General features: G+C 36.6%; 26 protein-coding genes and 10 tRNA genes. 30 read left to right on the forward strand and 6 right to left on the reverse strand.

Annotated elements, in window-relative coordinates:
* From ACHUE4_RS07370 to ACHUE4_RS07415, 10 genes are all read left to right on the forward strand, one after another.
* Positions 1 to 76 (forward strand) — tRNA-Phe (locus ACHUE4_RS07370).
* Between the two features lie 14 nt (positions 77 to 90).
* Positions 91 to 166, forward strand: a tRNA-Thr gene (locus ACHUE4_RS07375).
* Positions 167 to 175: 9 nt separating this feature from the next.
* A tRNA-Tyr gene (locus ACHUE4_RS07380) sits at positions 176 to 259 on the forward strand.
* Positions 260 to 265: 6 nt separating this feature from the next.
* A tRNA-Trp gene (locus ACHUE4_RS07385) sits at positions 266 to 339 on the forward strand.
* A 25-nt stretch (positions 340 to 364) separates the two neighbouring features.
* Positions 365 to 440 (forward strand) — tRNA-His (locus ACHUE4_RS07390).
* A gap of 48 nt (positions 441 to 488) precedes the next feature.
* Positions 489 to 564 (forward strand) — tRNA-His (locus tag ACHUE4_RS07395).
* A 9-nt stretch (positions 565 to 573) separates the two neighbouring features.
* A tRNA-Gln gene (locus tag ACHUE4_RS07400) sits at positions 574 to 645 on the forward strand.
* 4 nt (positions 646 to 649) lie between these two features.
* Positions 650 to 724, forward strand: a tRNA-Gly gene (locus ACHUE4_RS07405).
* Between the two features lie 7 nt (positions 725 to 731).
* Positions 732 to 805, forward strand: a tRNA-Cys gene (locus ACHUE4_RS07410).
* A gap of 35 nt (positions 806 to 840) precedes the next feature.
* Positions 841 to 921, forward strand: a tRNA-Leu gene (locus tag ACHUE4_RS07415).
* Between the two features lie 174 nt (positions 922 to 1,095).
* On the opposite strand, the gene ACHUE4_RS07420 is transcribed toward ACHUE4_RS07415, so the two are convergent.
* Complete coding sequence (locus tag ACHUE4_RS07420) at positions 1,096 to 1,287, reverse strand: hypothetical protein (protein WP_394188734.1); 192 nt, start codon at positions 1,285 to 1,287, stop codon at positions 1,096 to 1,098.
* Positions 1,288 to 1,495: 208 nt separating this feature from the next.
* Here ACHUE4_RS07420 and ACHUE4_RS07425 point away from each other — a divergent pair, with 208 nt between their 5' ends.
* The 3 genes from ACHUE4_RS07425 to ACHUE4_RS07435 all read left to right on the forward strand — a co-directional run bounded on the left by ACHUE4_RS07425 (position 1,496) and on the right by ACHUE4_RS07435 (position 3,358).
* The gene (locus tag ACHUE4_RS07425) at positions 1,496 to 1,762 is read left to right on the forward strand and encodes a DUF5658 family protein (protein ID WP_394188867.1); all 267 of its coding nucleotides are present in this window, start codon (positions 1,496 to 1,498) and stop codon (positions 1,760 to 1,762) included.
* Positions 1,763 to 1,856: 94 nt separating this feature from the next.
* On the forward strand, positions 1,857 to 2,471 hold the full coding sequence (wrbA, locus tag ACHUE4_RS07430) for an NAD(P)H:quinone oxidoreductase (protein ID WP_394188735.1): 615 nt from the start codon (positions 1,857 to 1,859) through the stop codon (positions 2,469 to 2,471).
* A 128-nt stretch (positions 2,472 to 2,599) separates the two neighbouring features.
* Positions 2,600 to 3,358 (forward strand): STAS domain-containing protein, encoded by a 759-nt coding sequence (locus ACHUE4_RS07435; protein WP_394188736.1) that lies wholly within the window; start codon positions 2,600 to 2,602, stop codon positions 3,356 to 3,358.
* A 103-nt stretch (positions 3,359 to 3,461) separates the two neighbouring features.
* Here ACHUE4_RS07435 and ACHUE4_RS07440 read toward each other — a convergent pair whose 3' ends face one another.
* Entirely contained in the window at positions 3,462 to 4,145 is a 684-nt protein-coding gene (locus tag ACHUE4_RS07440) for a B3/B4 domain-containing protein (protein ID WP_394188737.1), read from the reverse strand.
* A 53-nt stretch (positions 4,146 to 4,198) separates the two neighbouring features.
* Here ACHUE4_RS07440 and queG point away from each other — a divergent pair, with 53 nt between their 5' ends.
* From queG to ACHUE4_RS07485, 9 genes are all read left to right on the forward strand, one after another.
* Positions 4,199 to 5,335: a tRNA epoxyqueuosine(34) reductase QueG gene (gene queG / locus ACHUE4_RS07445; RefSeq protein WP_394188738.1), complete on the forward strand. Its 1,137-nt coding sequence runs from the start codon at positions 4,199 to 4,201 to the stop codon at positions 5,333 to 5,335.
* A gap of 12 nt (positions 5,336 to 5,347) precedes the next feature.
* Positions 5,348 to 5,821: a tRNA (uridine(34)/cytosine(34)/5-carboxymethylaminomethyluridine(34)-2'-O)-methyltransferase TrmL gene (gene trmL, locus ACHUE4_RS07450; protein WP_394188739.1), complete on the forward strand. Its 474-nt coding sequence runs from the start codon at positions 5,348 to 5,350 to the stop codon at positions 5,819 to 5,821.
* A gap of 479 nt (positions 5,822 to 6,300) precedes the next feature.
* A complete protein-coding gene (locus ACHUE4_RS07455) occupies positions 6,301 to 6,612 on the forward strand; it encodes a hypothetical protein (RefSeq protein WP_394188740.1) in 312 nt (103 codons plus the stop codon).
* Between the two features lie 143 nt (positions 6,613 to 6,755).
* Entirely contained in the window at positions 6,756 to 7,214 is a 459-nt protein-coding gene (locus tag ACHUE4_RS07460; protein ID WP_394188741.1) for a hypothetical protein, read from the forward strand.
* Positions 7,215 to 7,493: 279 nt separating this feature from the next.
* The gene (locus tag ACHUE4_RS07465; protein ID WP_394188742.1) at positions 7,494 to 8,258 is read left to right on the forward strand and encodes an ABC transporter ATP-binding protein; all 765 of its coding nucleotides are present in this window, start codon (positions 7,494 to 7,496) and stop codon (positions 8,256 to 8,258) included.
* The gene (locus ACHUE4_RS07470; RefSeq protein WP_394188743.1) at positions 8,255 to 10,741 is read left to right on the forward strand and encodes an FtsX-like permease family protein; all 2,487 of its coding nucleotides are present in this window, start codon (positions 8,255 to 8,257) and stop codon (positions 10,739 to 10,741) included. The genes ACHUE4_RS07465 and ACHUE4_RS07470 overlap by 4 nt, the downstream gene beginning before the upstream one ends.
* A gap of 57 nt (positions 10,742 to 10,798) precedes the next feature.
* Positions 10,799 to 11,437, forward strand: coding sequence for a CPBP family intramembrane glutamic endopeptidase (locus tag ACHUE4_RS07475; RefSeq protein WP_394188744.1), 639 nt, complete (start codon positions 10,799 to 10,801; stop codon positions 11,435 to 11,437).
* A 666-nt stretch (positions 11,438 to 12,103) separates the two neighbouring features.
* Positions 12,104 to 12,451: a hypothetical protein gene (locus ACHUE4_RS07480; RefSeq protein ID WP_394188745.1), complete on the forward strand. Its 348-nt coding sequence runs from the start codon at positions 12,104 to 12,106 to the stop codon at positions 12,449 to 12,451.
* 495 nt (positions 12,452 to 12,946) lie between these two features.
* Positions 12,947 to 13,318 (forward strand): hypothetical protein, encoded by a 372-nt coding sequence (locus tag ACHUE4_RS07485; protein ID WP_394188746.1) that lies wholly within the window; start codon positions 12,947 to 12,949, stop codon positions 13,316 to 13,318.
* Positions 13,319 to 13,770: 452 nt separating this feature from the next.
* Here ACHUE4_RS07485 and ACHUE4_RS07490 read toward each other — a convergent pair whose 3' ends face one another.
* Positions 13,771 to 15,075: an NCS2 family permease gene (locus ACHUE4_RS07490; RefSeq protein ID WP_394188747.1), complete on the reverse strand. Its 1,305-nt coding sequence runs from the start codon at positions 15,073 to 15,075 to the stop codon at positions 13,771 to 13,773.
* 161 nt (positions 15,076 to 15,236) lie between these two features.
* Between ACHUE4_RS07490 and ACHUE4_RS07495 the strand changes: the two genes are divergently transcribed.
* Positions 15,237 to 16,073, forward strand: coding sequence for an aldo/keto reductase (locus ACHUE4_RS07495; protein ID WP_394188748.1), 837 nt, complete (start codon positions 15,237 to 15,239; stop codon positions 16,071 to 16,073).
* 161 nt (positions 16,074 to 16,234) lie between these two features.
* Positions 16,235 to 16,906, forward strand: coding sequence for a DUF3885 domain-containing protein (locus tag ACHUE4_RS07500; RefSeq protein WP_394188749.1), 672 nt, complete (start codon positions 16,235 to 16,237; stop codon positions 16,904 to 16,906).
* A gap of 355 nt (positions 16,907 to 17,261) precedes the next feature.
* Here the strand turns inward: ACHUE4_RS07500 and ACHUE4_RS07505 are convergent, their stop codons facing one another.
* Genes ACHUE4_RS07505 through ACHUE4_RS07515 form a run of 3 tightly spaced genes read right to left on the reverse strand, consistent with a single transcriptional unit; the run spans position 17,262 to position 19,058 of the window.
* On the reverse strand, positions 17,262 to 18,107 hold the full coding sequence (locus ACHUE4_RS07505; protein ID WP_394188750.1) for an RluA family pseudouridine synthase: 846 nt from the start codon (positions 18,105 to 18,107) through the stop codon (positions 17,262 to 17,264).
* A gap of 54 nt (positions 18,108 to 18,161) precedes the next feature.
* Positions 18,162 to 18,632 (reverse strand): thioredoxin family protein, encoded by a 471-nt coding sequence (locus tag ACHUE4_RS07510; RefSeq protein ID WP_394188751.1) that lies wholly within the window; start codon positions 18,630 to 18,632, stop codon positions 18,162 to 18,164.
* Positions 18,633 to 19,058, reverse strand: a complete 426-nt coding sequence (locus ACHUE4_RS07515) for a disulfide oxidoreductase (RefSeq protein ID WP_394188752.1) — start codon at positions 19,056 to 19,058, stop codon at positions 18,633 to 18,635.
* A gap of 130 nt (positions 19,059 to 19,188) precedes the next feature.
* Between ACHUE4_RS07515 and ACHUE4_RS07520 the strand changes: the two genes are divergently transcribed.
* From ACHUE4_RS07520 to ACHUE4_RS07545, 6 genes are all read left to right on the forward strand, one after another.
* Positions 19,189 to 20,733: a GNAT family N-acetyltransferase gene (locus ACHUE4_RS07520; RefSeq protein ID WP_394188753.1), complete on the forward strand. Its 1,545-nt coding sequence runs from the start codon at positions 19,189 to 19,191 to the stop codon at positions 20,731 to 20,733.
* A gap of 106 nt (positions 20,734 to 20,839) precedes the next feature.
* Positions 20,840 to 22,567, forward strand: coding sequence for a phospho-sugar mutase (locus ACHUE4_RS07525; protein WP_394188754.1), 1,728 nt, complete (start codon positions 20,840 to 20,842; stop codon positions 22,565 to 22,567).
* 65 nt (positions 22,568 to 22,632) lie between these two features.
* Positions 22,633 to 23,886, forward strand: a complete 1,254-nt coding sequence (locus ACHUE4_RS07530; protein ID WP_394188755.1) for an MFS transporter — start codon at positions 22,633 to 22,635, stop codon at positions 23,884 to 23,886.
* Between the two features lie 237 nt (positions 23,887 to 24,123).
* Positions 24,124 to 25,239, forward strand: a complete 1,116-nt coding sequence (locus ACHUE4_RS07535; RefSeq protein WP_394188756.1) for a GAF domain-containing sensor histidine kinase — start codon at positions 24,124 to 24,126, stop codon at positions 25,237 to 25,239.
* Between the two features lie 12 nt (positions 25,240 to 25,251).
* Positions 25,252 to 25,899 carry a response regulator gene (locus ACHUE4_RS07540; protein WP_394188757.1) on the forward strand — a complete coding sequence of 216 codons (648 nt, stop codon included), beginning with the start codon at positions 25,252 to 25,254 and terminating at the stop codon, positions 25,897 to 25,899.
* Positions 25,900 to 25,911: 12 nt separating this feature from the next.
* Positions 25,912 to 26,445 carry an NADPH-dependent FMN reductase gene (locus ACHUE4_RS07545; RefSeq protein WP_394188758.1) on the forward strand — a complete coding sequence of 178 codons (534 nt, stop codon included), beginning with the start codon at positions 25,912 to 25,914 and terminating at the stop codon, positions 26,443 to 26,445.
* The last annotated feature ends 33 nt before the right edge of the window (positions 26,446 to 26,478 follow it).

The following is a 26,478-nucleotide window of genomic DNA, read 5'->3' on the forward strand; positions in this document are numbered from 1 at the left end:
GGCTCAGTAGCTCAGTCGGTAGAGCAAAGGACTGAAAATCCTTGTGTCGGCGGTTCGATTCCGTCCTGAGCCACCATTTATATATATAGTGCCGGTGTAGCTCAGTTGGTAGAGCAACTGACTTGTAATCAGTAGGTCGAGGGTTCGACTCCTTTCGCCGGCACCATCTTCATCTGGAGGGGTAGTGAAGTGGCTAAACACGACGGACTGTAAATCCGTTCCTTCGGGTTCGGCGGTTCGAATCCGCCCCCCTCCACCATTTTTTAGGGGCATAGTTTAAAGGTAGAACTGAGGTCTCCAAAACCTCCAGTGTGGGTTCGATTCCTACTGCCCCTGCCAATTTATATTTTAATATTATGTTGTGGCGGGCGTGGCGAAGTGGTTAACGCATCGGATTGTGATTCCGACATTCGGGGGTTCAATTCCCCTCGTTCGCCCCATCTTTTTTTTGATTTCAAGCATATTTTAAATAGTACGTATTCATTATGGCGGGCGTGGCGAAGTGGTTAACGCATCGGATTGTGATTCCGACACTCGGGGGTTCAATTCCCCTCGTTCGCCCCATCTTAATAGTGGGGTATAGCCAAGCGGTAAGGCAACGGATTTTGATTCCGTCATGCCCTGGTTCGAATCCAGGTACCCCAGCTTTGCGGAAGTAGTTCAGTGGTAGAACACCACCTTGCCAAGGTGGGGGTCGCGAGTTCGAACCTCGTCTTCCGCTCCAATAGTTTGGCGGCATAGCCAAGTGGTAAGGCAAAGGTCTGCAACACCTTTATCACCGGTTCAAATCCGGTTGCCGCCTCCATATTTTAAATAGTTATCGTCTGCAAGCAAGAATTTGCCCGAGTGGTGGAATGGCAGACACGCCGCACTCAAAATGCGGTGCCGCGAGGCGTGCCAGTTCGAGTCTGGCCTCGGGTATCAGAAAAAGCAGTATCTACTTTATGTAGATACTGCTTTTTTGTATGGTTTCGATACTATCACTTAGCGGAGTTCAGTATGAACCTCAAAAACCTAGCATGCTCTCTTTTGAAGCAAGCTAGGTTTTTTCTTATGGCTGTTCATATAGTAAGAATAATCATGTGAAATTTGATGTTATTTTGGTTCGTTTTTCGTTGGATGGTTTGGTTCTCTTTTTGTGTTTGATTTGGCTGAACGGTTTTGTCCTTTCACATCCAAGTCATCTGGGCTGAGATCATATCCATAGCCAAATTCCTCTCGATCGACTTTTGCTTTATTCCTATTCATGTTTTCTTTTTGTTTTTCCTTGCCTTTGTTTGTATCCAAATCACTGCACCTCCATTTTTAGTAGCATGTTCACAATTGGATCATTTATGCCTTTATTATGAATGAAAAGGATTTTCCATAAGCATTATTTGAAAAATCATTTTATAAATGCTTAGCAAAAGACTTTTCGTTTATGACCTTTTTAAGTTGTACATACTTACTTATATTTAACTGAAAGGGTGATGTATTGATTGCATTAACTTACTTGTTGGTTTCATTAAATGTAATAGATGCAGTTGCAACATATTATGGGGTTTCAGCTTCACTGATTTCTGAAGCTAATCCATTGATGGCTCCATTTGATGCTTTGTCCATTTTGTTAATAAAAATTTTCTTAAGTATACTACTATTCATCCTCGTTCTCCGTATTCCTAAACTAAGTGACAGTAAGACTGTTAGAAATTTATTGATTGTAGCCAATGTCTGTTATTTAGGCGTTTTTAGTTTGCATGTTTATTGGATAACAATGATCTAGGAATATTTTAGTCAAATTAGGGAATACAGGGTAATGTATCTGTATTTCAAGTCATTGAATTAACAAAATTTTTACGATTAAGGGAGATGGAATAATGTCTAACGTAAAATTAGCAGTTGTTTATTACAGTTCAACAGGAACCAATTATCAATTATCAAAGTGGGCAGAAGAAGCAGCGAAAGAACATGGTGCTGACGTAAAGGTATTAAAAGTTCCAGAAACTGCTCCACAGGAAGCAATTGACTCTAATCCAGCGTGGAAAGCACATGCGGAAGCAACAAAAGATGTTCCAGAAGTAAAATTAGATGATTTAGAATGGGCAGATGCGATAATCTTTAGTGTACCAACACGATTCGGAAATATGCCTGGGCAAGTGAAGAGTTTCTTAGATACTACGGGAGGATTATGGTTTAAAGGTAAGTTAGTCAACAAAGTAGTAAGTGCTATGACTTCCGCTCAGAATCCACACGGTGGACAAGAAATCACAACCTTATCGCTTTATACAACCATGTACCATTGGGGAGCTATTGTAGTTGCTCCAGGATATACGGATCCAGTTCTTTATGAAGCTGGTGGAAATCCATATGGTACAAGCGTATCCGTTAATCAAGATGGGGAAATGATTGAAAATGTTCAAGGTGCGGTAAAACACCAAACGAAACGTACCTTGACAGTAGCTCAATTTGTAAAAGACGGACAAAATCTATAAACATGATAGGGTGCTGCCACTTATGGTCAGCATCCTTTTTTAATTGTAAGTAAATTCCCAACAAGTTTGTATTCCAGTTAAGATTCGTTATAATGGGAGTATGAGTTTCCAAGAATAGGATGAGGTACATGCAAGATGTAGGTAAGATTCCAAATGATATTTCAGTAATAACCGCATTAAATAGTATTGGTGAAAATATATTGATTGCAGATATGCAATTTCATATTCGATGGATGAATTGTAATGCATCGGATTTATTAACGCTGATAGCACCATTGTATCAGTTAGAAAGTAGCGAAGACTTTATTGGGAAAAGCATGGACTATTTCCATCAAAGACCTGAACGTCAACAAGGAATTATGAAGTCGATTAAATCGACACATCGGACGCGAATTACGATTAAAGACCGATTTGTTACGGATATCGTAGTTACGCCAATCATAAATCATGCTGAAGAAATTGATGGATACATTATTATGTTGATGGATGTATCAACCAAAGCGGAAGAAGAAAAGAATAAAGAAAAGCTAATTAAAACGCTTTCCATTCCGATTCTCCATGTGTGGAAAAACACGATCGCATTGCCGTTAATTGGAGAGTTCAATGCGGAGCGTTCGGATTTGCTACTTACTTCTGTTTTATTTGAATGTTCGTCGCATAGGATTGAAAATGTAATTATTGATCTAAGTGGTGTCTTAAATTTCGATCAAGATATTCAGTTCCATATTCAAAAATTGCATGATTGTTTGAAGTTAATTGGAGCAAGGTGTATTTTAGTCGGAATAAAACCTGAGTTAGCGATAACTATGGGTGCTCTAGATCGTGATGTTCAAATTTTTAGATCAACACATGCGGGCCTTGAAATGATTATTAATCAACAAAAATAAAACAGCTTGCATTGTGCAAGCTGCTGGTTTTTCGAAATGATTAAATTGAAGTCATCCACTCATGAAAAATTGAGTGGTTTTTCTTTTTGTATCAAAATCGCTTTTAACTTTCCAACTCGTTATTATTTAAAAGAAGCGAAGAAAATTCTCCTCCGTTCACTTGGGTAAACATTTTTCCAGCTGCTGCAAGCATTTGTTTTGCTTCAGAAATTTCCATGGAAGGACGTAAAAAGAAAAACTGATAAGCTTCTGTAGTCTGTTCATGCACAGCAGTCCTTTTAGAATCCACATACGGGCTACCAAAAGGTCCGTGTTGATCTACAAGGGCTAATATGCCATCTAATCGATTGTCTCGACCATTCAAACCTATATAAGATGTATCTGCGTTACCAATGGCCATCTGGATATTCCCTTGTATATTCGAAGCATCATATATTCCGACAGGTATTTCATATTCCAGTGAAAAGAATGTGTTTAAATCGATGACACTATTCACTGGGGACAGGTAATTTTGTTTTCGAATGCGGCGAAGTAGAGCTTCGATAGATGGTCTATAGCGTCCTGGATCTGATCCGAACTTTTTCCATAACTCTCGCCATTCTTTAACACCTTGGACGGATGATAATTCTTTATCCTCTAAATCAAAAAATAGATGCTCTTGAAATAATTGCATACGACCTATTAACATTTGAGGCGATTCTGACGTCACAAATTTGGTATAATGATTAATACCTATTTTAAGTTGAGGTTCTAATTGAAAAATATATGGGTCAATGGAAATTTTCATATAATCACCTACATGTTTTTTCAACAGTTTAGCACAAGAAGGGAGGTCATTTCATGAATGTGAACCAATTTCAGCAAGAGTTAATTGAATATGCACATTCCATTGGAATCGACAAAATCGGGTTTTCATCAGCCGATCCTTTTCGTGAGCTTAAAAATCGTTTGAAAAGACAGCAGGAATTAGGGTTTCAGTCTGGATTCGAGGAGTCAGATATTGAAAAAAGGACGACACCTACGCTTTTATTAAATGAAGCTGAAAGCATCATTTCGATTGCGATTGCTTATCCATCAAGAATGGAAGATGCTCCTCTAGGAAAGAAAGGTGCACGTAGAGGCATTTTTGCCCGAGCATCTTGGGGGATGGATTATCACACGGTTTTACGCGATCGTTTAGGGAAATTAGAACAATATATTAAAGAGTCTTTAACAGATGCGCAAACTCGTTCCATGGTCGATACAGGAGAGTTGTCGGATAGAGCGGTGGCGCAGCGAGCAGGCATTGGATGGAGCGCAAAAAACTGTTCTGTCATTACACCAGAGTTTGGCTCTTATGTTTACCTTGGAGAAATCATTACGAACATCCCGTTTGCTCCAGATACACCGATGGAGGATGAGTGTGGAGATTGTCGGTTGTGTTTGGATGTATGTCCAACAGGTGCTCTCATTGAAGGTGGACAATTAAATGCTCAACGATGTATCGCATTTCTTACTCAAACGAAGACCACATTGCCAGAAGAATTCCGCACGAAAATTGGTAATCGATTATACGGTTGCGATACGTGCCAAACAGTTTGTCCAAAAAATAAAGGCAAATTAAACACACACCAACTAGAGTTTAAAGCGGATCCTGAAATTGCTAAACCTTTGCTCGTACCCCTACTGACAATCAGCAATCGGGAGTTTAAAGAAAAGTACGGTCATGTATCTGGTTCATGGAGAGGCAAAAAACCAATCCAACGTAACGCTATTTTGGCACTTGCTCATTTCAAGGAAGTTTCTGCAGTTCCGGACTTAATTGGTTTATTAATGAAGGATGAGCGTCCTGTCATAAGAGGAACGGCTGCATGGGCAATTGGGAAAATTGGAACGAGTGAAGGCAAACAAGCTTTGGAAAAAGCTTTAGAATTAGAAAAAGATCAAGAAGTAATAGATGAAATTCACAAAGGACTAGCCTTTGAAACCATATATTGAGGACGTGACGACATGGCCATTCACGTGGTACTTTACCAACCATTAATACCAGCAAACACGGGAAATATTGCTCGAACGTGTGCAGGTACAGATACGAAATTACATTTAATCCGCCCATTAGGCTTTTCTACAGATGATAAAATGTTGAAACGAGCTGGACTCGACTATTGGGAACATGTAGATATCCACTATTACGATGGCTTGGATGAATTATTTGGGAAATATCCACAAGGACAGTTTTTCTTTTTAACAAAGCACGGCTCTAAGCCGCACACGGTATATGATTATAGCGAAGTAGAAAAAGATTATTTCTTTGTTTTTGGAAAAGAAACTTCTGGTTTACCTCGCGAATTAATCGATGCCAATCAAGAGACATGCTTACGAATCCCTATGAATGAAAATATTCGATCGTTAAATCTATCAAACACAGCTGCCATTCTTATATATGAGGCATTGCGTCAGCAAGATTATCCGAAATTAACGTAATGAAAAAGGATCGCTCCTATGATAAGGGATTCTCTTCAGAGGTGCAAAACTTAAAAACAAAACACAAAAGGTCTATCAATTCGCAAATGGATTGGTAGTCCTTTTAATATGGTTATATAGGAATTTTTGCTCTAATATCACTATTTTTTGCTTTATATTTAGCAGACTATTTGGTCGCACTACAATAGAAGTTGTAATACGTCTAATCAGTCTGCTAATTGATATTAAAAAACCTTCAAACTGCATCGGTTTTTATTAACAGAAAATTTTAATTTTTACAGGATAAATTGTAAAGTATTGGTATAATTAAAAACAGAGGATTTGCTCTTCTTCAACTCCCATGAAAGAACGTATTTTCTTTCATTATCTGTGGTGTAACTATTTTGAGGTACATGGATGGCTAATGAGGCAGTTTAGTTGAACAACAATTTGAAACTTTAGTACGTATTATGCATCTAATTTTTCAAGGGGGTGTTATTGTGAAAAATAAAATCACAATAAGTTTATTATTATTGATTTTTTTATTTATTACTGGCTGTTCTGATTATCAAGAGGACTTTACTTTCACAGGAACAGTAGAGGAGATACTTGTTGAAGAAGAAATGCTAGTTATTAAAGAATATGACGGGGTAGAAGGTAGAAAAGGCGGGAATATTTACGAAATACCTGTTGATAATGAAGAGAAATATAGCATTGGGCAGAAACTTGAAGTAACTGTCTTTTCTAATACTGATGATGACGTCTGGGATTTAGACCGTATGAAGTTTGAATTAAAGACAGTCGCAGATTAAAATTCTTATTCAACTAACAGGTGCTTAAGTTGAAGATTTTTGGGCTGTGTATGTGGCTTTTTTCTTATTGAACTAACGCCGCAGAATACTTCAATAAGGAATATGGGGTTTTATGGTGAAATTCTTAATAAGGGGAAGTACATTTGAAGAGTAACTTTTTTACGATGAGTTTATTGATAGTAAGCATATTCCTTTTAAATGCGTGCAGTAATGTACAAAAAGTTCAACATATCGAGGTATTTGTTACAGAGACATCAGAACAAAATGATGAAGGTTTTTTTGAAACAACTGGTTTCAAGAAAGTAAACTCAATAACGAGTATTGAAGAAGGAAAAAATCATGTAAAAACTGATATTAAAGCCATTGAGGATATTTATGATACGGAAGGAAATTATATAAGAACAGAAATAATACATTCAAACTTCAATAAATCCAATGTTACTCAAGTAGAGGACGGGGAAAATCGAAAGGAAGAACTTCAGGAACCGTCAACAATCCTAATTCCCGATGAAAGTATTGAACTGTTTAAATTAGATAATATTTCAAAAGAAGATAAGGAAAAAGTGAAAGAACACGTACTATCTTTTATGGATATGCTATAAGGAATATTTTCATTATCGGGGTGCTTTACTTCAATAAGGGGTAAAGGCATTTTTTTATTGAATGCAATAAGTACTTCTTCGGGAGTGCTTTTTATTTTGTTTTGGATATCAATGGAAATAAGGAAGTGGATAATTAAAAATACAATGGTAATATAAGGATATATATTTTGAGCCATATCTGTTTTATGATTTTAAATTCAACAATGATTCTATATCAGTAGTTAAAATAATTATTAATCGTCTTAACAAAACAAGTTGAAAAAATTTTTGAGGTGAAGTATGCAAAATAGTGATGTGATATTAACTGTTGAAAATGTATCTAAAGTTTATGAAGGCGAAGGATATTCAGTGAATGCTTTAAATAATGTTTCTTTTAATCTACTCAGAGGTGAGTTTGTTGCTGTTATGGGAACAAGTGGATCAGGAAAGAGTACATTACTAAATATTCTAGGTGCTTTAGATGCGCCAAGTACAGGTTCTATTAAGCTAAATGGACATGTGACGAAAGAGATGTTTTTAGAGCCTATGGCTTCTTATTATCGACGTGAGAATATAGGATTCATCTTTCAATCATTCAATTTATTAAAAGACTTATCAGTTGAAGAAAATATTGCCCTTCCACTGATTCTTAAAGGCGAGAATAAGGAAATTATAAGTAGTAAGGTGAGCGAAATCATTGAACTCATGGGACTAACAAATTGGAAAAGTCATCGACCTGTTCAACTTTCCGGGGGACAACAACAGCGAGTTGCAATTGGTCGAGCAATCATCACTGCACCCCCTATAGTACTAGCCGATGAACTAACTGGGAATTTGGATTTCAACACTTCAAACGATATATTACAAGTGTTGGTGAATATGAAAGAAAGATTCAATCAGAGTATGTTAGTGGTGACACATGACCCAAATGTAGCTACTTATGCAGATCGTGTGCTGTTCTTTCATGATGGGGAGATTGTGGATGAGTATAGATGTAATCAGAAGAAAGATATGGATGAAATCATCACCAAATTCAAACGAATAATGGAGAAACAATATACATGAATTCACTTCAAGGATTGGCTCTCCGACTCTTCAGAGCAAACAAATTTATCGTTTTTTCATCTTTTTTTAGTATTGCAATAGCGGTTTCCTTAGTTATTACGATGGTAATGTATACAACGAATGCGAAGGAAACTTTAAGGGATGAAGTAAAAGAAATGTACGGTGATATGGATCTATCTGTCGGTTATAGTATTCAGGATAAATTCATTGCTAAATCACTATTGGATCAAATTAGTTCAAATACACAAATCCAGCAAATTTCAAAAGTATTTGTTACACATTTAACCGTTAATCAACTTGGTGCAGAAATCTATACGGTTGGTGTTGAAAACAATAAGTTAGCTAAAAGTCGATATCACTTTGAACAAAATCTTGATAATCAATCTGTCATTGTGAACGAGGGACTTGCTAAAGCTTTAAAGATTAATGTTGGTCAAAAAATTCTGATAGAAAACAAGCCTTATTCTCTTGTAGAAATTATTAAGGATTTAAGTGCTACAGGTATTGCACCAGACATGCTGATTGTCGCTAATGAGACTGCAAAAGATTTTGTTTCTCTTAAGACCTCGAATCATGCGGAAGCAACCTATTTGTTAATAAAAGCAAAGGGCAGTACTGACAGTGTGTCTTTGGCGAATCAATTCAAAGAGCTCGATTCAGAATTACGTATTGATATTGCAGAAGAAGATGAGTTTTTAATTAGCAACTTGAATTCACTAGCTTTTTTTTTAACGATATTATCGGTTTTGGTATTATTAGTTACATCGTTATTAATCATTTCAAACTTTGAATTGATACTGTATAAAAATAAAAACCAATTCGCAATCATGCGTTCACTTGGTGCGACTACAAAACAAATGAGTAAAATCATTTTGATTCAAAGCAGCATAATAAATGTTGTAGGGGTTGCAACTGGTTTATTATTGACTATATTTACTCAAAGGTTTGTTTATCATTGGATGGAAGCGTTGTTTTCCTTTACTGCGTCCTCCAAAAACTTTGATGTAGTTCTCGCAATTATTATTTCAATTTGCTGTTCTATGTTAATACAGGTATTTTTTCTGATTCCGTCATACAGAAGCTCCAAAGTACTCCCGTTAAAGATTATGGAAGAGAACGAGAAGTTGGATTTCGGACATAGAAAATTGAGAACATGGTTTGGTAAATTACTTATCGGAATCAGTTTGTTTCTCATCATTTTCAGCAAGATTATGCCTGAGTCAGAACAGAACGGTGTGTTCTTACTCTTATTTGCTGCTGTATTGATTATCGTTGGGTTATTTACTATATTCCCAGTATACTTACCAATCCTGCTACAATGGCTACTACCATTTATTCAAAAGGTTCTTGGAAATGAATCCTATGTGGCAATAAAAAATGTCATACCGCAGGTTAGAAAAAATACTTTTGTTATTTTAACAATAAGTGCATTAATGATTATTACTGTATTTGGTTCGGTCATGTTGAAATCGATACAATCAAACCAAACAAACCATATAAAAGAACAATTTCCAACACCAATCGTATTGGTGAGTCGCCTTGGAGTTGATTCAGCAGTTAACCCACATGAAATAAGCGAGGTAGTTGAACAGATTCCAACTGTACAAAATGTAAGTACAGTAAGCAATACTACAATAGCTGAATTGAAAACAGAACAAGGTTTTAATACAATCGATTATGTCCTTGGAGATTTAGAGAAACTGGAGAAACAGGGTATTTTACCGAACTTAATCAATGCTGATGTGAGAGATATGATGGTTGTTTCACAGGAATTTGCTAGGAAAAATCAATTACAATTAGGCGACGTTGTCGGACTGGGACTATATTCCGAGGAAATTCAGGGTGTTGAATTAAAAGGATCCGTTCATATTGGAGGAATTTCAAAGCAGATAACTCCAACCGAAGTTGTTTATTTGGATTGGGAAAATACGGCTTTTAACACGGAATTCACTAAGTTTAATACCCTTTTTGTTAATTCAACGAATGAAGGAGAGACACTTAGTCAGCTTGAATTTGTTACAGACCGCTATCCAGAAATTCAAATAAACGGCTATGAACAATCTTTAAAAGAGTCAGAACGGATGTTTTATCAACGGTGGACTATATTTATTGTTGTTTTAGTGGTCCTGGTTCTTTCCATAATGGTAGGAGTCTTTAATACGCTTGCTAATAATATCTTTTCTAAGAGAAAAGAATTCGCCATCCTAAGAGCAATCTCGGTTAATCCTAAGGGACTAAATAATATTGTATTAACTCAAGTGCTTCTTTATATATTTATTGGATTAACAATTGGAATTATAGTAGGACTTGTTTTATCATTCGTGTTGGCGTTAGTCGATCCGGGTCCGCTAAAGATTAATTTCCCAGTAATCTTTATAATTTCATTTACTTTAATTGTTTCGAGTGTGCTAGTTTTCGTACCGGTATCCAATAAAATTGGAAAACAAAGCATTTCTATTGAGCTAACTCGAGATAATAAATAATAAATACACAAGAGCTGATATTCTAATTTCAGGTAAACACAAACATACGGAGGATTTATGTATAAACTGCTACTATTATTAATTGGTCCAACAATTATGATTTATATTGGCCTAGTAACTTTCAAGAATGTACCAATTACATTTATACTTTTTTATGGCTGGCTATTACTATTTTCTTTATTTAATCTTCGAAAAAGTCATCAGCAGAAACTCATAGTTCATGCCAAGTCCATTTTAGTTGGATTGATTAGTGGACTTATTTGTTTATCAGCAATATATGGAACGGTCTATTTTTTAAAAAATTCTGTTTTCAATCTTACTGAGCTTAGAGAACTTCTGATTGAGTGGAATTTCACTGGTGCTAATGTCTTTTGGCTTGTTCTAATTCTTATTATCATTAACCCAATACTGGAAGAAATATATTGGCGAGAATTTATGTACGGCGAGCTCGAAAGTAAATTAGGAGCTACAATTTCAATTTCCATTACTGCATTTTTCTACAGTTTGTATCACTTAATGTCCGTTTATTTTATTTTTAGTTTTCCTTTTAATCTTTTAGCAGTTCTACCTGTCTTTTTAGCAGGGGTGATGTGGGGATTTTTTAGATATAAATTAAAATCAATTATTGCTCCAATTATTAGTCATGTACTTGCAGACTTAGGTATCATGCTTGTATATATCAATTTAATAATATAATCTGCACTTTTTTAAAAATGAGATTCTTATATTTACTTTAAATGAAGCAACTTAAAAGCTCAATTTCTCTTTTTTGATTTTTAGAGAAGTTGGGCTTTTTAAAAAGGAAATTCTTTATCGTTGTAAATCCGCATTTTCCTGACGCTACCCCAATATCAGAAAATGTATAAAGGAACCTTTCCGGCCGCGTTAGTTAACATATGACCAATTATCGGTAGCAACAATAGATTAAACCCTTAGCAGTAAGAAACCCAGCAATCTTGTGTGATAAGATTGATGGGTTTCTTCTCTTTATATGTAAAATAGTACTTAAAATAATGCATTCCTTCCTTAAAGTAAAAACTAATCCTATCTCTTTAATAACCAGTAGTGTTTTGTTCAGATATGGACGAGTTTGTTACATTTCTATTTCTTCAATATAAATATTCAAAAAGTTTAATTGGTTATTTATGATAATATTGTTTAGAGAGCGTGAAGAGTTTCACTTACACTAATGAGATAGTTTAGTTGAATAAAAAGGTCTTATTGGCATGTCTTAAGTTAGTTGCACATGTCAATTTTTTTTAATAAAAAGGAAAGACTATGAATCGTATATTTCTACAAATAATTTTTACGAGACGACAAAAGGTTATTGGGCAAATATTAAATAATATTGGGGACATAACTATGAATAAAAATAGAATTTTATTTCATATAATTTTGGGTATTTTAGGGTGTTTATTATTTTATTGGTCTACCAGGTATACGAATGTTGATATAACCGACCTACCATTTTATTTAATGATATTTATTGTCCTAACTGCGATTTCAATTGCACTATGGAAATTTGATCTAAAATTTAGCTATTATATTTCAATATTTGTGTTATTTTATTTTTTCTTTGCCATTGTTGCTATAGATGATGCATCTAACTGGTTTTACTATATTGTTTTGCTGTTGCCGATAGGAGTAATAATTTTAACAATTGTAGGATTTTCAGAGAAAATTTTAAAAGACTTATCTTGGATAAATTAAAATAAAACTCTCAGTTCAAAATTTCAGAAGAATTCTTTTAAGCAATAATATCTACAATTAGAAGGTAAATACCTTATTCGACTCCTATGAAAGAACGTAATATTCTTTCAGGATCTGTGGTGTAGCTATCATTTTTAGTTACATGGATGGCTAACGGAGTAGTTTAGTTGAATATGAAGGAATTTTATTAATGGTGTGGAAATAGTGAGAATATGTAAATATTGTGCAAAAAGAAAGATATGTGAGAGATTGTAATTGAGTGATAAAGTTTATAACTTAATCAAGGTAACTTGTTTATTTGTCAGAGCTTGTTCAAGTGTATATATTGCATCGGAAATTGTGGAGATAAATCAAAGGTTATTTGACATAGCTAGAGTGATAGGAAATAAATAGTTTTCTTATTGAACTAACGCAGCAGTTTAGTTCAATAATCGAAAGTAAATGTGAAACTTTATTTACTTGGATTAGTCTAACTATTCATAAGGTGGTGTTTCGTTGAAAAGGTTGTCTCTATTATTTATATTTATAGTTTTTACTTTGCTTTTAGTTAGTGGATGTTCATCTAAAAATATCGAGAAAATAGATGTTTATGAAATGGAAAGCTTCTCGAATATTAAAAAAGACTCTTTGACTTCATTTACAGACTCTAAAGTTGTTAGTAATTTTGTTAATGCGTTCGAAAATGCTAACAAAGAACAAGGTATAGTTGATATGGCTGACCCTGAATATAAAGTTGAAATAGGCGAAGAATCCTATTATCTTTGGATAAGTGAAGAACAGGGAACGATAATGAATGTAAATGATACTCATACCATCTATACCCTTTCAAAAAGTTCAGCAAAAACGATTAACGAGTTATTAAACTAACGATGTGCTTTAGTTGAAGAAGAACAGATAAAATTAGTCAAAAGTACCACTAAAAGCGATGCTACTATCATATCGTATTACATTGCAGATTGCTCTGAAGAGAACCCCTTAACATATGAAGCGAGTCCTGTTTTATGCAAAACAAAAGCTTGCCCCAAAAATGGGACAAGCTGTGTTATTAATTATTTTTCTTTTCAGGTGCACCTGGTTTGTCGTCGTACCCTGCCGTAAAAATCGCAGCAAGGAATGCAACACTAACACCAAGAATAAGAAGTAAGTTCATATATGTTGCCTCCTCTTAAGAGAATTACATTACCTTCAATAAGTATAGCTTACTTCATTTCAAAAAGAAATATTCACTATGGTTTAAATATGACAAAAATCGGTCTTTCAGAAAGTCCGGCAAAGCTAAAAGATAAAACGACTGAAGTCAAAGGACTCCAGTCGTTATTTTAATGTGGTAAGAATAATAATTGATATAAGAACAACGCGGCAAAGATATAAAGCAATGGATGAACATTGCGAGCTTGTCCTTTAAAGATTTTCAATAATGGATAGAGGATGAATCCTAACTCAATACCTGTAGCAATACTTGAAGTTAAAGGCATAGTCAGAATAATGATAAAAGCAGGGAATGCTTCATCGAAGGTATCCCAATCGATATGTTTAACAGCGCTGATCATTAAACTACCGACAATGATTAGTGCTGGAGCTGTTATAGCAGCAACTCCTGATAGTGATGCAACTAGAGGTCCAAAGAAAGCAGCAATCATAAATAATACGGCAACCGTTACAGACGTTAGTCCAGTACGTCCACCAACTGCTACTCCTGCTGAGGATTCAATGTAAGCGGATGTAGGACTTGTTCCAACCATTGCACCTACAGTTGTCGCTACGGAGTCAGCAAGCAATGCTTGACGAGCTCTTGGCATCGTGTTGCCTTTCATTAAACCAGCTTGTTTAGCAACACCAATCATCGTACCTGTCGTATCAAACAATGTAACCAACAAGAACGAAACGACAATTCCAAATAAACCAAATTCAATGACATCCATCAAAGCTGTTACAGGATTCCAAACAATGATGCCTTCAGGAAGTGAAGGGAGCTTCATAAGTTGATCCGTAAATTTCAATTGACCAGTAAAGAAAGCAACGATCCCTGTTGCGATCATTCCGTAGAATAATGCGCCGTAAACGTTTAAGACCATTAAAATAACGGTAACGAGTAAACCAAAAAGAGTTAGAAGCACAGGAGTACTTGTTAAATCTCCAAGTTTTACTAAGTTTTGTGGATGTGCTTCTACTAATGTCGATAAGCGTAATCCGATAAAAGCAATAAACAAACCAATACCCGCAGTAATACCATGTTTTAAGTTCTCAGGAATAATTTCAATTAACTTTTTACGTAAAGGTGTTAACGATAAAATAATAAATAAAAGTCCGGCAATGAATACTGCAGAGAAGGCAGTAATAAAATTAATTTCACCATTCGATGAAATGACAACTGTATAAGTAAAGAATGCATTTAATCCCATACCTGGTGCAATAGCGATTGGATAATTTGCGAATAATCCCATCCATAACGTACCAACCACAGCCGAAATAATAGTAGCTAGGAAGACTTGGTCAAAAGGTACACCCGCATCAGCAAGTATAAAAGGGTTAACGATTACGATATAAACCATGGTTAAGAAAGTGGTCATTCCAGCAAGAATTTCAGTTTTTACATTAGTATTGTGTTCTTTTAAGCGAAACATAGTGTGTCTCCTTTCAAAAAGACGAACGAAATTGCCAACATTCCATATAATATTCGTTTATTGGTGGAAGTGCAATAGTTTTTGAATAAAAAGCTTCAGACTCGTAAAAAAAGTTGTCAATTTGTACAATAGAGAGAGAATGAAAAGAAAGGATGAAGACCATGATTCATACTTTACAATCCACTAAAACACTACATAATGGCGTCGAAATGCCAAGACTGGGTTTAGGTGTTTATAAAATGACAAATCCTGATGAAGCGATCCATGCAATGACGACGGCTATAAAAACGGGCTACCGTGCCATTGATACAGCTTCTTTATATGCTAATGAAAAAGAAGTAGGTGAATCAGTTCGTGCTTCAGGATTGAAGCGAGAAGAACTTTTCATAACGACTAAAGTGTGGAATTCAGATCAGGGTTATGATCAAACTTTAAGAGCATTCGAAACATCCCTTAAAAAACTAGGCTTTGATTATTTAGATTTGTATTTAACGCATTGGCCTGTAAAAGAGACGTTTGTTGATACGTACCGTGCCATTGAACGTCTGTATGTTGAAAAGTTAATCAGAGCAACTGGGGTCTCTAATCATCATGCCCATCACTTAGAAGAAATATTTGCGAAAGCGAATGTTAAGCCAATGGTTAACCAAATTGAACTTTCTCCAAGACTTACTCAATTTGACTTACGAACGTTCTGTGCGGAAAACGACATTGCAATTACTTCTTGGTCTCCACTTGCAAGAGGCGGTTTATTAAATGAACCTTCACTAGTGCGTATTGGGAACAAGTATGGTAAAACACCTGCTCAAATAATTATTCGTTGGCACTTGCAACATGACCTGACGGTGATCCCAAAATCGGTGACTCCAGAGCGAATTTTAGAAAATGCAGATGTTTTTGATTTTGAATTATCCTTTGAAGATATGAAAAATATTGATTCATTAAATTTAAATGAACGAACAGGCGCAGATCCAGATAACTTTAATTTTAATTTCTAATTTTTGAGTCAATTTTATAATAAAAGATTAATTATAAAATCCGAATAAGGTTGATTTTCGCTCCAACGCATTATGAAATTGATTCGGTTATGAGAAGAAAGCAAAGTGATTACTCTCTTTGCTTTCTTTTCATTTTTAAGATATTTAATAGGAGGAATTCAATGAGTAACATTGTTCATGCATTTTTAGAAAAGAATTTTCAGGGACTCATTTTAAGACCGGCATTATTTTATTCATGGAAATCTAGCATTCGTTTTGAAATTTCAAATCCATTCATAGCGTTTTCTGAAAAAGAGAATTTGCTTCAAATTTTTAATCGAACGACCACCTTGTTTGAAAAAATATTTGATGATGAAGATGAAATTCTTTTCATTACAGATGTTCATACGTCTAAAAACAATCCATTTTTGCATAAAAAACCTTTAAACGTATATCTAAAATACGTAAAACAAAAAGAGAAATTACACAAACTACAATATTCGCTTTTACCAAGTGTTTTCGAAGATGAAGCAGAAGAGTGGGCATGTGTTCAAGATGTTACCCATCGATTTGTGCTGCAGTGCAAGAAAAATGAAATTAAATATCTCCAACTTTTAAAAGCGATTAGTTATGAAGACTTTGCTCATCCATCAACAATATTGAAAAATAATCCTGAAAGTGGATATGATATTTATTTTATTAATCTCACCAAGAAAGTAATTTATCATCTATATGATGATCGTGGTTGTGACATCTTAGCAGCTGATAAAGAAACGATAAGATTTCTATACGATCAATATAATGATTGGATTTTAGATTATGATAGGGAAGAAATTGATATTCTATTTAACTAAATAGGAAAAGAAATAAGGACTGTTACATTAGTCCACTAAGCGGGTTTTGGTGTAGAAAAAAACATTTTCTATTCTTGCTTTTATAAATTATTCAGCTTAATTTTTTACTTAGTGAGTGATTGTAGTGGCAGACGGCGACTCCAGCGGGAAAAGCGCGTCCAGGTGAGACCCCGCAAGAGCTTGCGATGAGGAGGCTCACGGACCGCCCGCGGAAAGCGTCCGTCTAAAACGTAAATCACAGCATGTAAAAAGGGACCATCTCTAAGTCATTACATGACTTATGAGACAGTCCCTTTCAGTTTAAATAGATGTAAAGATTAAACGTGTTGCAACTATCATTTACTTTAAATCGAAATTATTTGTAATCTTCCACAACGATCATTTCTTTTGTAATCGGGTGAACGAACTGCAATTTCTTCGCATGTAAAGAATAATTGTCAGCTCGTGTACGAGAACCATACATGCGATCCCCAGTTACAGGGTGACCGATTGAACTAAAGTGTACACGGATTTGATGCGTGCGACCCGTTTCTAAAATAACATGTACTTTTGTGAAGTTAGCATCTTGGCCAACCACTTCAAAATGAGTAATGGCTTCTTGACCAGAAGGTGATACAGCGCGACGCGCAGAATCATGACGATCTTTCCCGATGGAAGAGCGAATCGTTCCACTTTTTTGTGTCATGAATCCATCGACAATCGCTTCATACACACGAATAATTTGTTTTTCTTCTAACATACGGTCAAGCATGGATTTAATTAATGGATGTTTCGCAATAAGCACAAGACCTTTTGTCCCTTGATCTAAGCGATGGACATGCTCTGCATATACGCCACCATGCTTTTTCACGTAAGCCATTACATGGTTCATACATGTCCCAGTTTGACCTGGATCATTTGGGTGAGTGGCCATATCTGCTGGTTTAGATACCACGAGAACATGAGCATCTTCAAATAAAATCGGTACTTCACATGTATGCGTAGCCACGTAAGAGGAAGGCTCTACTTTCACATTGAAAGTAAGTTTAGTTCCGATTGGATAGTGGTGCTGCCAAACCATTGGTTCACCTTGTTCATTAACAATGCTTTTCGCCATGCGCATTTCATGCATGATTTTTTTGCTAATGTTAAATTCTTCACGAAGTAATTGCTCAATCGTGATATTGTCTGTTTGTAACGCGTAATCGAACGTTTTAATCATTTACATTCCTCCAAAATAAGAGGCCATGTACGATGACATGGCCTACGTTATGTTCTATTTTAATACAACTTCATTGAAAAAAGCTTCTATATTTTCTTTTGGCTGATTTCCAACCATACGAGATACCTCTTGGCCGTCTTCAAAATGGATCATTGTTGGAGTTGCTTCAAGTCGATAATCGTCCCAACCTTGATCAAATTCATATACATTATATTGAACCACATCAACATCCATTTCTTCAACTATTGGCATAAGTACAGGTGTCATCGCTTTACAGTGTGGACAAGTCGGGCTAAAGAAATAAGCTGTAACAGGTTCTCCGCTTTCAACTTTTGCTTTTAAATCATTGGGTAGGATGATGTTTTGGTAGTTTTCATCATCTAATTGATCGATTGTTTCTTGTTTTAAATCCTCGGTACCGTAAGGGTTGCCCGCTAACTTTTTATCATTCGACATATTCGTTAACACAATTAGTAAGATAAATACTGCGGCTATAGCGCCACCGATAATTAATAACTTTTTCATTTATTTTTCCTCCTTCAAGGCTTTCAAAACTAGTAAACTTGAAACTGCAATAAGTGCAAAAGCTATTAGTGCTAAAAATGGAATCGTCATAAACCCAAATAGGTTAATATATTCGCCTGTACAGGAAACACGACCACAAGCAGGTGCACTATCAGATAAAAAGTCGACTTTTTGGATGCCGTAATGGTACAGTGATATCGCACCACCAATTATTGCTAGAACAGCCGTCGTCATTGCGATTCGTGCATTACGTTGTAAATAGGCAATTCCGATAATTAGAACAAGTGGGTACATGAATATTCGTTGGATCCAGCACAATTCACATGGTTCATATCCGCGTATTTCAGAAAAGTACAAAGAACCCATTGTCGCACTTAAGGCAACCACCCACATGAATAATAGTAGATTTTCAATTTTTTTCGACATGATTATATATCTCCTCAGTGGATAAACTCATCTCAAATTATAATTCTACAATGAACACATGTAAAATATTTTCAACGAACGACGAACTCTTATATAATAAATATGAAGCTTTTGTGAAGGGGAAGATTACATGTCCGAGGAATTCGATTTATCAAAATTTGAAGTAAGCATGGTTATTCGACAAACAACCATGGATGATATAGAACCATTATTAGAAATGCAAAGACTCTGTTTTCCGGGAATGGATCCATGGAAAGTAGATCAATTGCGTAGTCACTTAAGTGTTTTCCCTGAAGGTCAAATGGTAGCGGAACTAGACGGTGAGATTATCGGATCTTGCTCCAGTTTAATTATTAACTTCGACGAGTACGACGATCGCCATTCATGGTCGGACGTAACGGACGATGGATATATTACCAATCATAATCCTGAAGGCTACAATATGTACGGAATTGAAGTAATGGTACATCCGGAATATCGTCGTATGAAGGTTGGTCAGCGTTTATATGAAGCACGTAAAGAAATTGCACGCCAATTTAATTTGAAGTCCATTATTATCGGTGGACGTATTCCTAATTATCATAAACATGCAGACGAAATGCGTCCTCGTGAATACGTAGATGCAGTATCAAGACATAAAATTTATGATCCCGTGTTAACTTTCCAAATTATGAATGGCTTTACGTTAATGCGTATTAATCCAAACTATTTACCGGATGATACGGCTTCAGGTAAGTATGCGACACTTATGGAATGGAACAATGTCGACTACAAACCAATGTCGAAGCGTCATTTTAAAACGAGTTATCCAGTTCGTATATGTGTCGTTCAATACATGATGCGTGCGATTGAATCATTTGATGATTTGGCCAATCAATGTGAATACTTCGTAGATGTTGCTTCAGATGCACATTCGGATTTCGTTGTATTCCCTGAAATTTTCACGACACAATTGATGTCATTCTTAAATGAACCTTCACCAAGCCGTGCAATTAGACGTTTAACAGAATATACACCGCAATACATTGAACTCTTCTCAGATTTGGCTGTCCGATATAATGTAAATATTGTTGGTGGATCACATTTCGTTAAAGAAGAAAATGATGAAATCTACAATATCGCGTATTTATTCCGACGTGATGGATCGATTGATAAGCAATACAAAATCCACATTACACCAAATGAACGAAAATGGTGGGGGATTAGTGCAGGTGATACAGTTCGCGTATTCGATACAGATTGTGGGAAGATCGCGATTCAAATTTGTTACGATATTGAATTCCCTGAACTTGCTCGAATTGCTACAGATATGGGGGCTAATATTATCTTTGCGCCGTTCTGTACAGAGGATCGTCAAGGGTACTTACGTGTGAAATATTGTGCACAAGCTCGTGCTGTTGAAAATCAAATCTATACGGTTATTTCAGGAACTGTTGGTAACTTGCCACAAACTGAAAATATGGATATTCAATATGCACAATCAGGCATCTATGCACCATCAGATTTCGAATTTGCGCGTGATGGAATTGTGGGAGAAACAAATCCGAACTTAGAAATGGTCTTAATTGGGGATGTCGATTTAGAGATTTTACGTCGCCAACGTCAAGATGGTACGGTTAAGCAGCTGAAAGACCGCCGTCATGACGTCTACCGTGTTGAATACAAAAAAGGTTGAGACTTCACTGAAGAAACAAACACAAATAGCCTTCCATCCCACTAGATGGAAGGCCTTTCTTTTCAAATGAAAATTTCAAGAAACTGTTAAAAATGGGGGCATACATATGAATTACAACCAAGCATTTCAAAAATGGCTTACAAATGAAACACTTGAAGAAGAACTAAAAGTTCAGCTTCAACATATGCAAACCGACGAAAAAAAACGTGAGGATGCCTTTTATAAAAATCTTGAATTTGGTACCGGAGGCATGCGTGGAGAAATTGGTGCTGGGACGAACCGCATGAACACTTATACAGTGCGTAAAGCGTCTCAAGGGATCGCTGAATTCATTATGGCTGCAGGAACGGAAGCAATGAAACGAGGCATTGTAATTGCTTACGATAGCAGAAGAAAATCACCTGAGTTTGCACAAGAAGCAGCCGCTACTTTTGCGAAAAACGGCATTCAAGCATATGTATATGAAGCACCTCGGACAACCCCTCAGCTGTCATTTAGTGTACGTGAACTAAACGCCTTTATGGGGGTGGTGATTACGGCTAGTCATAATCCACCTGAATACAATGGATACAAAGTGTACGGGGAAGATGGGGCACAATTAAATCTTGAAGATGCAGAACAGGTAATTTCATTCGTAAATGAAATCGAGGATGAATTAGCCATTGAAAAGGGAGACTTTGATTCTCTACTGAACGAAGGCACTATTCAATATGTAGGTTCAAAACTGGATCAATTGTATGGTGATGCTGTTAAATCGGTTCAACATCAATCAGATCAGAAAATGAAAGAAAATATTAATGTCGTCTTTTCTCCACTTCACGGGGCATCAGGAGAAACGGTTCAAACAATCATGAATGAAGCGGGTTATACACAGTTTGACAATGTGCCGGAGCAAATGAAACCTGACGGAGAGTTTCCAACTCTAAAGTCACCAAATCCTGAAGAAGCAAGCTCATTCGAGTTAGCCAAGGAAAAAGGATTGGTAACAGACGCTGATTTATTAATCACGGTTGATCCAGATGGCGACCGAGTAGGCATAGCGGTTAAGCAAGACGAGGACTTTGTTCTTTTAACTGGAAATCAAACAGGCGCTATTTTAATTGACTATTTATTAACACAAATAAAAGAAAATGGCGAAATGCCAGCGAATGGTCGCGTTTTTAAAACCATTGTGACTTCGGATTTAGGACGAGTTATAGCTGAGTACCACGGCGCATCCACAGAAGACGTTTTAACTGGTTTTAAATTCATAGGCGAAAAAATTAAACAATACGAAGAAACGAAGGAATTTCAATTCTTATTTGGCTACGAAGAAAGCTATGGTTATTTAATCAAGCCTTTTGCTCGTGACAAAGATGCGATTCAATCTGTCATAGCGATTACGGAAGCAGCCGCTTACTATAAGAGCCATGGTAAGACGCTACTTGACGTTTTACATGATCTGTATGAACGACATGGTTATTACCTTGAAGGTCTTGTATCGGTTACAAAAAAAGGAGCTGACGGAGCGCGTGCTATTCAACAATTATTAACAAGCCTGCGCGAAAATCCTCTAAAAGAAATAGCCGGTCTCTCAATCGCTTCGCAAGAAGACTATTCAACACAAAATCGATCGTTTGTAGATGGACGAAAGAAAGAAAAGCTATCTTTACCAAAATCAAATGTCATAAAATATTTCCTTGAAGATGGATCATGGGTTTGTGTTCGACCAAGTGGAACAGAACCTAAAATTAAATACTACATTGGAGTGACGAGCCCAACTGAGCTCGAAAGTAAGGAAAAATTAAACAAGATCACTAAAGAGTTTACAGACGAAATGAATATGAGATTTTAACTACAATAAAACCCCAACTTATTTGAAGCAATTAAAGACAATCGAAAGTGAAGAGGATGCCAATAATGAATACAGTAATTGAACCAGTCAATGAACAATGGAAAAGGAATATCATCCTCTTTTTGAGCAGTCAAACCCTTTCATTGTTTGGCTCTATGTTAGTGCAATATGCCATTATGTGGTATATCACCTTAACAACAGAGTCAGGTGTTATGATGACAATTTCCATCGTCTGTGGTTTCCTGCCTGCTTTTTTCCTTTCACCATTTGCTGGCGTTTGGGCAGATCGGTACAACCGGAAAATGCTCATTATATTTGCAGACTCCATGATTGCCATTTCAACACTCATATTAGCGATCTTGTTTTTCCTCGGATATGATTCGCTCGTCTTGTTATTCGTGATGTCAGCCATTCGTGCTGTTGGAGCGGGGATTCAAACACCGGCCGTTGGTGCGATACTTCCACAAATTGTGCCGGAAGATCAGCTAACAAAAGTAAATGGAATGAATGGAAGCATCCAGGCATTTGTCATGTTACTTTCACCCATGTTAGCTGGAGCACTCCTTTCAGTAGCTTCAATTGAAGTGATATTTTTAATTGATGTCGTCACAGCTGCAATTGCAGTCTTCACGCTATTAGTATTTTTGAAAATACCTTTACATGCCAAGGCAGCGCAAGCACAAACAACCAGTTATTTAAGTGACTTAAAACTAGGTTACACGTATATCAAGAATCATGAATTTCTTAAGAAGTTCTTTGTCTTTTTTGCGTTCTTCTTTGTACTAGTTGCCCCTGCAGCGTTTTTGACACCGCTGCAAGTTGCCAGAACCTTTGGAAATGCAGTATGGCGACTAACGGCAATTGAAATTGCTTTTGCGTTAGGCATGATTGCAGGCGGAATCATCATTGCGTCTTGGGGTGGTTTTAAAAACAAGATGCATACGATGACACTCGCAACACTCATGATGGCGGTGTGCACGGTCGCCTTTGGAGTAGTCCCTGTTTTTTGGGCATACTTGATTTTCATGGGGATTGTCGGTATCTCGATGCCTATATTTAACACACCCTCAATGGTTTTATTGCAAGAGAAGGTGGAAGGGGATTATCTTGGGCGAGTCTTTGGCGTTTTAGGAATGATCTCCAGTTCCATGATGCCTCTCGGAATGATTATCTTCGGACCATTGGCCGACGTGGTTAAAATCGAATGGTTGTTAATTGGAACCGGCATTCTATTGTTTATTCAAGGATTTTTCCTAATGGGTAGCAAGGTGTTAATGGAAGCGGGAAAACCGATTGAGAAATTACCTTCAATAGAGTAAACTCAGAACCACTCGCTGAATGCGGCCGCATGTTACGGGATCACTGCTATTTTTAATTCAAATTGGGTTGCCCTTAAAGTCAATTAAAAGACTTTTGGGACAGCCCTTTTTTTCTTATCACCCTTATTTGTTTGTCTCAGTTCAGTCAAAAGTAGTAGCGACTGTTCCTGCAAATGCACGAAAGCAAATGGTATGATATTTCGTATACTAGTTAGTAAGTGAATGGAGGTCGAATGCATGCCTGGGAATGAACACTCGAATATTGAGCTATTAAAAGAGATAGCTGAGTTGCTCAATGAAGAGACCGAAATGACAACGATGCTGCAGGGGGCACTCCGAAAATTTTTAGCAGGCACACAATTTCAAACAGGTTGGATATTCTTTATTGACGGCAAAGGCAAGCATCAATTGATTGCCCATGAACATTTACCTCAAGCGCTCGAATTTAACCAATGTCATCATTTACAAAAAGGTGGCTGTTGGTGTATTTCGAAATATAGAAATGGTGAATTAAAAAAAGCGACAAACATGATTGAATGCCAACGAATCGAAAATGCCATGAATGCGGAAGTTGGTGATCATGGCGGGATTACCCACCATGCGACAGTTCCACTTCAATCAGGTCCAGAAAGATTTGGATTATTAAATGTTGCTTCACCTCATACAGTTGCTTTTACAGAAGATGAACTTGCGTTGCTCGAATCAGTGGCGTTCCAAATGGGTTCGGCGATTAAACGAATTGTACTAACCAAGCAAGAACAGGAAATGGCGCTTGTACAAGAGCGAAATCGCCTCGCAAGAGATTTGCATGACTCGGTTAATCAACTTCTTTTCTCTGTCACTTTGACAGCAAGAGGGGGGAGTATATTGGCTGAGAATGATGAAGTGAAACAAACATTTCAAGAAATTCAACATCTCACGCAAGAAGCTTTAACTGAAATGAGAGCTCTTATTTGGCAACTGCGGCCGAAAGGGCTAGAAACCGGTTTATTAGAAGGCATAAAAAGCTATGCAGAGATGCTTGGTTTAACCATAAAAGTACATGTAACTGGTGTCATACAACTACCTTCAAGGATAGAAGAAACACTATTTCGTATTGCACAAGAAGGATTAAATAATATTCGTAAACACGCTGGCGTTCACGAAGCAGAATTGTTTATTACCATTACTCAAACTGATGTATTACTCGTCTTAAAGGATGAGGGACGTGGCTTTTTACTCGATACATCTATTCAAATTCCTTCTATTGGATTACAAAGTATGAAAGACCGAGCACAGGCAGCAGGAGGTACGGTTGACTGGACAAGTCAAATTGAAAAAGGGACGGAATTATTAATCCGTATTCCTTATTAAGGAGGATTCTGCATGATTAAAGTGTTGATTGCGGATGATCACCATGTCGTTCGCAGGGGGTTACTATTTTTTCTGAAAACCCAAAAAGACATACAGGTAGTAGGGGAAGCGACAAATGGGAAAGAAGCGGTGGACTTGACAGCCATTCTGAGACCCGATATCGTGTTAATGGATTTGGTAATGCCCGAGATGGATGGAATTCAAGCAACAAAACGTATAAAGAAACAATTTCCTGACATACAAGTGCTCATGTTAACCAGTTTCTCTGATCGAGATCACGTCATTCCAGCGATTGAGGCTGGAGCATCTGGTTATCAATTAAAAGATATTGAACCAGATGATTTAGTGGAGTCTATTCGCACGCTTATGCGCGGAGAAAATACACTTCATCCTCATGCAACTTCACAACTTATGAAGGAACGAGAGCCGAAAGAAGTTCCTCCTCATACGATATATCCATTAACTCCGCGGGAACAAGATGTTTTATCCGAGCTGACAAAAGGGAAAAGCAATAGAGAAATTGCGTCATCATTATTCGTAACGGAGAAAACCGTTAAAACACATATTTCAAATATTTTTTCAAAACTACAGGTTCAAGATCGAACCCAAGCTGCTTTATATGCAGTCAAACATGGATTAACTGAACCAAGTGGTTTGTAAAGGAGAGGGACAATGAATATCTTAGTAATCAGTGGTGGGCCGCGTAAGCATGGCCGCTCTGCAATCGCTGCAAGATTTATTGAACGGACATACGGGTTTCATACGATGGATTTAAGTGTGATGGAAATGCCAATGTATAACGGAGAAGAAGAGCAAGCAACAAACCCTGTTGTGAAATCTTTAAGAAAGGCTGTTTTAGATGCAGACGCCGTTTTATTAATTTCCCCTGAATATCATAGTGCAATGAGTGGAGCACTTAAAAACACGCTCGACTTTTTAGGTAGCACACAATTTTTACACAAACCGGTTGGATTAATGGCCATTGCAGGTGGGGGAAAAGGCGGTATCAATTGTTTGAACAATATGCGTACTGTCATGCGTGGAGTTTATGCGAATGCAATTCCTCGTCAATTAGTTCTTGACCCTAGCACTTTCGATTATGACAGTGATGGACTTGTCAAAGAAGCAGCAGAACAAGTCAATGGATTAATTGACGAACTAAAAATGTATGCGCATATTGGCAACGAAATTAAATCACATCAATAAGAAAAAGCTGTTCAACATCCTTTGAGATGTGTG

The sequence above is a fragment of the Paenisporosarcina quisquiliarum genome (assembly GCF_043641925.1).
Taxonomy (GTDB): domain Bacteria; phylum Bacillota; class Bacilli; order Bacillales_A; family Planococcaceae; genus Paenisporosarcina; species Paenisporosarcina quisquiliarum_A.